We start from the raw sequence: 6,326 nt of genomic DNA, 5'->3' as shown, positions 1-6,326 counted from the left end.
GGCCCCCAATGCTATTGCCACGTTGCTGGGCCTTGCTGGCCGTCATGATGCCGATATGGTACATGGGAAATGGCACAAAACTGCCGATCCAATTGATCAGATACAGGCAGGCACTATTATGCCCGACGGGGCGGAAAAGGTTTTTCAAGATCCGCTGGGCCGGGTATTGGGCCGGGGGATCGTCCGCATGACGTGGCTTGTCGAACGAGCCCTTTTTTTGCGTGCTGGCGGGTGCGATGAACAGGTATTTGTGCAGGATGAATCGCTGCCATTAAGGTTGGCGGCCCATGCCCGTTGTCTTGTTGACAGTTCGGCAGTTGTCACCTGGGTGCCCGCAGCGGGAAGCCATTTGTCGGACAACAAAATTCAGCAACATCACGACCGCTTCATGACGTTCTATCATTTTTTGCGTCAGCATCCTGATTTGCCGGCCAGTAGCCGAATGAAACTGGCTCGGAAATGTGTTTCTGCAGCGCGCAAGGCCGCACGCGATGGCGCGGCGCTGCCGGGATTAAAAGTTCAGTTTGCCTATTTTGCCGCCAAGGCAGGTTTGCTATCCCCCGACAGCAAAATGATAGATATGTTCCATGATGCGTTTGCCCAAATCCCCGCAATTCGGAGGCCCGACCGCCCGTGACCAGATTTGCCGTTGCACTGCCTTATAGTGATAAAATCGAACGTCGCCTGCATATGGCGGCGTTGGTCTTTTTGTGCCTGATCCCGACTTTTTTGCTGTTTGCGCGCGGGGCTGCCGATGTATCGCTGGTGTTGGTGGCAGTATTGTTTCTGGTGCGCAGTACCTTGCGCCGTGATTGGGCATGGGCGCGGCAGATCGATGTTGCGGTTTTGCTGCTGGCATTGCTGATGCTGGTAGTTGTGGTCGCCCCTTTTGGCGAATATCCGGGGAAAAATTTTGCCCGTGGGCTGATCTGGGTGCGGTTTGTGGTGTTTTATGCCGCAGTCACCCGCTGGGTTCTGGTCGATAAGGCGGCGATCCGTGCGGTGTGTTATGCAACTTTTGCCGCCCTGTTTGTTGCCGCTCTTGATGCGTTTTATCAGTTTTTTGCGGGTTATTCGCTGCTGGGTGGGCAGGGAATGGTCTCAAACGGAGATCGCCTGACCGGGCCGCTTGATCGCCCAAATATTGGCAGCTACCTGTCAAAACTGGCATTCGGTATTATGGCTCTGGCGTTTGTGGCGCGCGAACAGCTTGGGGAAAAACGTCTGTTTTTGATCGGTGCCTGGGTGATGGTGCCGGTGCTGGCTGTTATTTTCCTCAGTGGGGAACGTACTGCCAGTGTTTTAACCCTGATGGGGCTGGTTGCGATTGTGATTGGCTTGTTTATCAGCGGTGGTCGCGCCCGGGTGCTATCGGTGTTTTTAGGCGCAGTTGGGGTTGTGGGCCTTGGGCTTTTGTTGTCCTTTAGCGACCGTATCGCCGGGCGTGTGGTTGCGTTAGGGTCCGTTGTCTCTGATTACGCAGACTCGATTTATGGCAAGCTGGTTTTGATGGGCTGGCGCTTTTTTACCGAAAACCCCTTAACCGGTATTGGCATGGGCAGCTTTGAAAAAGTTTGCCGCGCACAGCAACCACCTGAAGCGCTGGGATTTGGCTGTTATCCGCACCCTCATAATATTTATGCCGAATGGCTGGCCAGTAGTGGCCTTGCCGGAACATTGCCGTGGCTGGTTTTTGTCGGAATTGTTATTTGGGCCGGGGTGCGGTTGATCCGTGCCGGGCATACACAAACGGTGCTGGTTGCCTTCTATCTGGCAACGTTGAATGCATCTTTCTTTCCCTTTGCTGCAACACAAAGTGCCTTTTCAAACTGGCCGGCCATTCTTGCCTGGATGTCAATTGGCTGTGCGGTGGCGGCGTTGAATGTTTTTAAGCGGTCGTCCCATGTTACGGGTTAGGGGGCCTGTTTTGTGCCGTGTGGTCCAAATGCCCGGATTTTGCCGATTTTAAGCATATTATCCGCAAATTAGAGATGTCTTTTGCGTCGCGGGCACGCCTTTGCTGTGTTAAGACAGGGCCAAACTTTCAGACCGGAGAATCGCGATGACAAATTACCTCCATCACGGAGATTTGCCCGACGGGCTTGATCTTGGCAAAATTGTTGCGATCGACAGCGAAACGATGGGGTTAAACCCGCATCGTGACCGTTTGTGTGTGGTACAATTATCGTCTGGTGATGGCGATGCCCATTTGGTCAAATTTGATGGCGCTGATTACAGCGCGCCCAATTTGAAAAAAATGCTGGCGGACCCGGATGTATTGAAATTGTTCCATTTTGGCCGTTTCGATATTGCCGTCATGGATGCGTATCTTGGTGTACGTTGCGCCCCGGTTTATTGCACCAAAATCGCTTCAAAACTGATCCGGACCTATACCGACCGCCACGGTTTGAAAGACCTGGTGCGCGAGCTGGTGGGTGTTGAAATTTCCAAACAGCAGCAAAGCTCGGACTGGGGTGCCGCCGAGCTAAGCGCCGAGCAAATCGCCTATGCTGCCAGCGACGTGTTGTATCTTCACAAGATGAAAGAAGAGCTTGATCGTCGCCTGGTTCGTGAAGGTCGCATGGAAATTGCCCAGTCCTGTTTTGATTTCCTGCCGACCCGCGCCAGCCTGGACCTTGCAGGATGGGCCGAAACAGACATCTTTGCCCATTAGGACCGGTTTATCTCCCGTTACCCGTTAGGGTGATGGGCCAAACGTCCGTGTTGTTGACACATTTTTACGCCAGTGAACCCCGGTTGTAGATTAAATCGCAATCGGGCCGGTGGTGGACCGATGACATTAAAGAAGCCCATGACAGTTACCGAAGCCGAAAAAAACGATCTCGCTGTTGCCCGCAAGGTTCTGGGTATTGAGGCGGCTGCGCTTGAAGAACTGGCACAGTCGCTTAATGGTGATTTCTGCCGGGCCATTACCCTGATTGAAGGGTTAAAGGGCCGGCTGGTGATAACAGGCATGGGCAAAAGCGGTCATATTGCCAAAAAGGTGGCCGCAACCTTTGCGTCCACCGGCACGCCTTCGTTTTTTGTTCATCCTGCCGAAGCCAGCCATGGCGACCTAGGCATGATCGGGCAGGATGACGCCGTGCTGGCGATGTCCAATTCGGGTGAAACACCGGAATTATCCGATATTATTGCCTATACAAGGCGTTTTCATATCCCGTTAATCGGTATGACCCGCCGCGCCGAAAGCTCGCTCGGCAGCCAGTGTGATTTTCCGCTGGTGTTACCCAACAGTCTTGAAGCCTGCCCCAACCGCCAGGCACCGACGACATCGACCACCGCGATGCTGGCCCTTGGCGATGCCCTTGCCGTTGCCCTGATGGAACGGCGCGGGTTTAGCGCCGATGATTTCCGCACTTTTCATCCCGGTGGCAAGCTGGGCCAGCGTTTGTTGCGGGTACGCGAAGTCATGCATGGTGCCGATCAGTTGCCAACCATTTCGATACAGGCCCGTATGGCCGATGCCCTGATGGAAATGACGGGCAAATCATTTGGTTGTGTTGGCGTGGTGGACGATGCCGGTAAACTTGCCGGGATCGTAACGGATGGTGATTTGCGTCGTCACATGGCTGATGATCTGGTTTTGCGCCCGGTTGAAACCGTGATGACCCGCAACCCAAAGGCCATAACGGCCGAATTGCTGGCGGTTGAAGCGCTGGCGATCATGAATGATCGCAGCATCACGTCGCTGTTTGTCGTTAATGATCAGGGTGCTCCGTGCGGTCTTGTGCATATTCATGATTTGCTGCGCCTGGGAGTTGCCTGATCATGAGCGCTGAAAAGTCCGATATTCCCGGTGGCGAGACGCATAATCCGCAGTCGCGCGACCGGCTGTCGTCGACACGGCGCAATGTTGAAATCAATCCGGTTCGCCGCAGCATTGTTTTAATGCTAAAGTTAATTCTGCCAATGGTTGCGGCGGCATTGCTGGCTTTGGTGGTATTGTGGCCGCAGATCGAACAGATACAGGAAAGCGGGTTTCGTCTTGGTTTTTCCAGTTCACCCGATGATCTGATGGAAAATGTCGCCATGAGCAATCCACGGTTTTTTGGCGTGGATGGTAATCGCCAGCCTTTTACCGTAACGGCGACAGAGGCAATCGAGCAGCGCAAGGACGGCGAAAGTGCAATGGAACATGTTCTGTTGGAGCGCCCGCAGGCCGATATGACACTGACCGATGGCACCTGGGTCGCCTTGACGGCGGATAAAGGGTTCTATACCGAAAGTAAAAGCAGGCTGGATTTGAATGGTGCTGTTAATATGTATCACGACAAGGGGTTCGAGATTCATACCGAAAGTGCCAAAATCAGGTTAAAACAGGGGAATGCCAGCGGGACTGACCCGGTTGACGGGCAGGGGCCGTTTGGAACAATTAAGTCCGATTCAGGATTTGAGCTGGAAGATAAGGGGTCTGTTATACATTTTCTGGGCAAATCGAAACTGACGGTTTTTGACAAGGCAATGAAAGGGAAATCATGATCAGAACGCCGCGCGGGGGTGGGGTTTTATTTGCGGCGACGCTTGTGGTTGGGCTTGCCTGCGGTGCAGGGATCAGCCCGGTTCATGCGGCATCGCTGGGTTTGACCCAGCAAGGTGCCGGCGGCCTTGATGTTGAATCCGATAATGGTATTGAATGGCGCCGTAATGACAATGTGTTGATCGCACGGGGCAATGCATTTGCCCGCCGTGGCGATTCACAGGTCAATAGCGATGAATTGCGCGCTTTCTATCGTGAAGCTGATACCGGAACCGAAATTTACCGGTTGGAAGCACATGGCCATGTAAAATTGTCGACCAGCACCGATGTCGCAACGGGCGACCTGGCCATTTATGATATTGACCAGGCGGTGGTGGTTTTGACGGGCAAAAACCTTAAATACAAGACCCCGACCGAAACCCTGACCGCAAAAGACAGCCTGGAATACTGGGAAGCCAAACATATGGCGGTGGCGCGCGGCAATGCTGTTGCTATATCTGAAGGGCGTCAATTGAGTGCCGATGTGCTAAGTGCCCGGTTTGTTCAGTCTGCCAAGGGCGATAACGAACTTGAACGTATTGACGGTTATGGTCATGTTACCATTGAAACAGCCACAGATTTTGTTGTGGGGGATCAAGGGGTTTATGACGCAAAAACGGGTATCGCGACTTTAACCGGATCGGTTAAGATCACGCGCGGCAAAAACCAGTTAAACGGGGATCGCGCCGTTGTTGACCTTAAGACCGGAATTAGCCGTCTGATGGCAGATGGCAAGGGAGACGGGAAATCACGGGTTCGTGGTTTGCTGGTGCCTGACAAGGAAAAGAAACCCGAAGCCGCTGCCAAACCAGCCGGCAAAACAAACTGACGAAGGGTCGGAAAGACAGTGTTCTGGTCTCGCAAAAGCACAAATACTCCGGGCGCGGATGCGTCTATTGCCCTGCCTGACGCCGAAAGTGCGGGCGGGCCGCGACTGGTGAGTGCAAATAAGGGGCTGGTGGCACATAATTTGGGCAAAAGTTTTAAAAAGCGCCCGGTTTTAAAGGACGTTTCCATATCTGTACAGCGCGGCGAGGCGGTTGGCCTGCTTGGGCCGAACGGGGCGGGTAAAACCACCAGCTTTTACATTATCACCGGCCTGATATCGCCAGACAGGGGCACGATATCGCTGGATGGCCGCGATATTACGATGATGCCGATGTATCAGCGTGCGCGCATGGGAATTGGTTACTTACCACAGGAAGCCTCGATTTTTCGGGGCATGACGGTAGAACAGAACATCATGGCTGTTCTTGAAGTCATCGAAGGTGACCGGATCAAGCGCGAGCAAAACCTTGAAGATTTGCTGGCCGAATTTGCGATTGAGCATTTGCGCCGCACGCCTGCGCTGGCTCTTTCGGGTGGGGAACGTCGCCGCTGTGAAATTGCCCGCGCGCTGGCAGCGCATCCCAATTTCGTGTTGCTTGATGAACCGCTTGCCGGGATTGACCCGATTGCGGTTGGCGATATTCGCGATCTGGTACGGCATTTGAAAGATCGTGGTATCGGGGTTTTGATTACCGACCATAACGTGCGTGAAACCCTCGACATCATTGACCGGGCCTATATTCTGCATGATGGTCGGGTCTTGATGGAAGGCGGCCCGGACGAGATTGTTCGCAATGTCGATGTGCGCCGTGTTTATCTGGGTGACCGGTTCAGTCTTTAAAACAATTTAGGGTCCTGGCTCTAATATTTGGCTGTCCCTGTCTTTTTCGGACTGATAACAATTGACTGGATTGTTTACCGTGTGCCTGTAAGGGTGCGGCGCGGCAGAGTTGTTCTGCCG

The 6,326-nt window shown here is 53.5% G+C and carries 7 protein-coding genes; all 7 read left to right on the top strand.

Annotated features, from left to right (window positions below; all coding sequences use genetic code 11):
• The coding region (locus THS27_RS26970) for a glycosyl transferase family 2 (protein WP_085594681.1) at positions 1-637 on the top strand (637 nt) is incomplete at its 5' end.
• Positions 634-1,917 carry an O-antigen ligase gene (locus THS27_RS22455; protein ID WP_246833067.1) on the top strand — a complete coding sequence of 428 codons (1,284 nt, stop codon included), beginning with the start codon at positions 634-636 and terminating at the stop codon, positions 1,915-1,917. The genes THS27_RS26970 and THS27_RS22455, both read left to right, overlap by 4 nt.
• A 145-nt stretch (positions 1,918-2,062) precedes the next feature.
• The gene (locus tag THS27_RS22450; protein WP_085594679.1) at positions 2,063-2,674 is read left to right on the top strand and encodes a ribonuclease D; all 612 of its coding nucleotides are present in this window, start codon (positions 2,063-2,065) and stop codon (positions 2,672-2,674) included.
• A 120-nt stretch (positions 2,675-2,794) separates the two neighbouring features.
• Positions 2,795-3,787: an SIS domain-containing protein gene (locus tag THS27_RS22445; protein WP_085594677.1), complete on the top strand. Its 993-nt coding sequence runs from the start codon at positions 2,795-2,797 to the stop codon at positions 3,785-3,787.
• A 2-nt stretch (positions 3,788-3,789) separates the two neighbouring features.
• On the top strand, positions 3,790-4,500 hold the full coding sequence (lptC, locus tag THS27_RS22440; RefSeq protein WP_085594675.1) for an LPS export ABC transporter periplasmic protein LptC: 711 nt from the start codon (positions 3,790-3,792) through the stop codon (positions 4,498-4,500).
• The gene (locus THS27_RS22435) at positions 4,497-5,366 is read left to right on the top strand and encodes an LptA/OstA family protein (protein ID WP_085594673.1); all 870 of its coding nucleotides are present in this window, start codon (positions 4,497-4,499) and stop codon (positions 5,364-5,366) included. The genes lptC and THS27_RS22435 overlap by 4 nt, the downstream gene beginning before the upstream one ends.
• Before the next feature lie 18 nt (positions 5,367-5,384).
• Complete coding sequence (gene lptB, locus THS27_RS22430) at positions 5,385-6,206, top strand: LPS export ABC transporter ATP-binding protein (RefSeq protein ID WP_371456127.1); 822 nt, start codon at positions 5,385-5,387, stop codon at positions 6,204-6,206.
• Positions 6,207-6,326 lie beyond the last annotated feature (120 nt).

Source organism: Thalassospira sp. MCCC 1A01428 (assembly GCF_002115825.1).
GTDB lineage: Bacteria > Pseudomonadota > Alphaproteobacteria > Rhodospirillales > Thalassospiraceae > Thalassospira.
The sequence above is the reverse complement of the archived record's forward strand: the minus strand, read 5'-3'. Positions and strand labels throughout refer to the sequence as shown.

Bases quoted from the DNA above. Each gene is read 5' to 3' on its own strand.
- THS27_RS22450 (WP_085594679.1), top strand. From the start codon at position 2,063: ATGACAAATTACCTCCATCACGGAGATTTGCCCGACGGGCTTGATCTT.
- THS27_RS22435 (WP_085594673.1), top strand. From the start codon at position 4,497: ATGATCAGAACGCCGCGCGGGGGTGGGGTTTTATTTGCGGCGACGCTT.
- lptC (WP_085594675.1), top strand. From the start codon at position 3,790: ATGAGCGCTGAAAAGTCCGATATTCCCGGTGGCGAGACGCATAATCCG.
- THS27_RS22445 (WP_085594677.1), top strand. From the start codon at position 2,795: ATGACATTAAAGAAGCCCATGACAGTTACCGAAGCCGAAAAAAACGAT.